At 70.8% G+C, this 2,105-nt stretch carries 2 protein-coding genes and 1 pseudogene; all 3 read left to right on the top strand.

The window, feature by feature from the left end; translation table 11 throughout:
• The coding region (locus LQV45_RS27735; RefSeq protein ID WP_230010092.1) for a glutamate 5-kinase at window positions 1–568 on the top strand (568 nt) is incomplete at its 5' end.
• A 4-nt stretch (window positions 569–572) separates the two neighbouring features.
• A pseudogene (locus tag LQV45_RS27730) lies at window positions 573–1,824 on the top strand (glutamate-5-semialdehyde dehydrogenase).
• A 49-nt stretch (window positions 1,825–1,873) separates the two neighbouring features.
• On the top strand, window positions 1,874–2,098 hold the full coding sequence (locus LQV45_RS27725) for a hypothetical protein (RefSeq protein ID WP_138172323.1): 225 nt from the start codon (window positions 1,874–1,876) through the stop codon (window positions 2,096–2,098).
• The last annotated feature ends 7 nt before the right edge of the window (window positions 2,099–2,105 follow it).

The following is a 2,105-nucleotide window of genomic DNA, read 5'->3' as shown; positions in this document are numbered from 1 at the left end:
GTACCAGACCGCGCTCGATCGGTTCGGGCTCCTCGCCGGGCAGGTTCTGCTCACCGCGGGCGACCTCGAGAACGCGACGCACCGGTCGAATGCGCGCCGCGCGATGGAGCGGCTGTTGGGGCTCGGCATCCTGCCCATCGTCAATGAGAACGACACGGTCGCCACCCACGAGATCCGTTTCGGCGACAACGATCGTCTGGCAGCGCTCGTCGCCCAGCTCATCGGCGCCGATGCACTCGTCCTGCTCAGCGACATCGAGTGCCTGTACACGGCCCCGCCCAGTGAGCCGGACGCCCGCCCCATCACGGACGCCGAGTGGGGCGACGACCTGTCGGAGTACACCTTCGGGTCCGTCACCGTGAACGGTGTGGGCACCGGGGGAGCGGCCACGAAGGCCTCGGCCGCCAAGCTCGCGTCCGCGGCCGGCGTCGGCGTCCTCGTCACCAGTGCCGACCTCGTCGCCGAGGCCCTCGCGGGCGCGTCCGTCGGCACGTGGTTCGCGCCGCATCCCGACCCCGTCACCCTCAGCACGGGCCCCGTGGGCGCCGTGTCGGCAGCGATAGACTGACACGATGACCCTCACCGCCGTCTCGGTCGACGATCGCCTGCGTCTGGCGAAGGACGCCGCCCGCCAGGTCGGACTCCTCGACTCCGCAGCCAAGACGGCGATGCTGCGCGCGATCGCCGACGCGATCGACGCCGCCACCGACGACATCGTCGCGGCCAACGCCGAGGATCTCGACCGTGGCCGGGATGCCGATATCGGCGACGCCCTGCTCGACCGACTGCGCCTGGATGCCGAGCGGGTGGCGGCTCTGGCCGCCGCGGTCCGCGACGTGGCTGAGCTTCCCGACCCGGTCGGCCGCGTGCTCGACCGCCGCACGCTGGCGAACGGTCTCGCGCTCGAGAAGGTCGCCGTGCCGTTCGGCGTCGTCGGCTCGATCTACGAGGCACGCCCCAACGTCACGGTCGATATCGCCGCCCTCGCCCTGCGCTCGGGCAATGCGGTCGTGCTGCGCGGGGGATCCGCTGCCCAGAGCTCCAACGCGGCGCTCGTCGAGGTCATGCGCGGCGCGCTGAAGAGCCGCGGCGTCTCGCCCGAGGCGATCCAGACCGTGGACGAGTTCGGACGTGCGGGCGCCCGCGCCCTCATGAACGCGCGCGGCTTGGTCGACGTCCTCGTTCCTCGCGGAAGCGCGGGCCTGATCGAGACCGTGGTGACCGAGTCGACGGTGCCGGTCATCGAGACGGGTGCGGGCGTCGTGCACGTCTACCTGGATGCCACGGCGCGGGCCGACTGGGCGCGCGACATCGTGCTGAACGCCAAGACCCAGCGTCCGAGCGTCTGCAACGCCGTCGAGACGGTGCTCGTGCACCGGGACGCGGCCGACCGGCTCCTGCCCGACCTCCTCGACTCACTCGCCACCGCCGGGGTGCGCGTTCACGGCGACGAGACGGCGGCGGGCTACGACCCGCGGATCGTCGCGGCCACCGAAGAGGACTGGGCGACCGAGTACCTCAGCCTCGACCTGGCCGTGCGCGTGGTCGACGATCTCGACGGCGCTCTCGAGCACATCCGCCGGTACTCGACGCACCACACCGAATCGATCATCACCGACGACGCGGCATCCGCAGCGCGATTCCTGGCCGAGGTGGATTCGGCCGTCGTGCTCGTGAACGCGTCGACGCGCTTCACCGACGGGGGAGAATTCGGCCGAGGTCGGGATCTCGACGCAGAAACTGCACGCGCGCGGCCCCATGGGGCTCGCCGAACTCACCAGCACCAAGTGGCTCGGGCGCGGCGACGGCCAGGTCCGGGCCTGACCGCTAAAATGGATCTGCGCCTCGCGCAGAATTCTCGAACGGAGCACTGATGACTTTCGCCTCGCTGATCGCCCACGCCGCTGAAGAAGGCGCACACCACGGCGGCAACGTTCAGGCCGAGACCCTCTGGATCGGCGCGGTGGCGTTCGTCGTGTTCATCTCGCTGAGCCTGGTCACCCTGTCGTACCGCAACGTCTCGAACCGCCACGCGCACAAGGCCGAGGCCTACGCGCGCAAGAACGGGACGCCCACTCCCGAGGCGCACGGCCACTGAGGCCCAC

It is taken from the genome of Microbacterium sp. Bi128, from assembly GCF_918698205.1.
Note: the sequence above shows the minus strand (reverse complement) of the source record. Positions and strands in the feature narration are given on the sequence as shown.

Excerpts from the sequence above, each read along its gene's own strand:
- LQV45_RS27725 (WP_138172323.1), top strand. The coding sequence starts at position 1,874 with ATGACTTTCGCCTCGCTGATCGCCCACGCCGCTGAAGAAGGCGCACAC.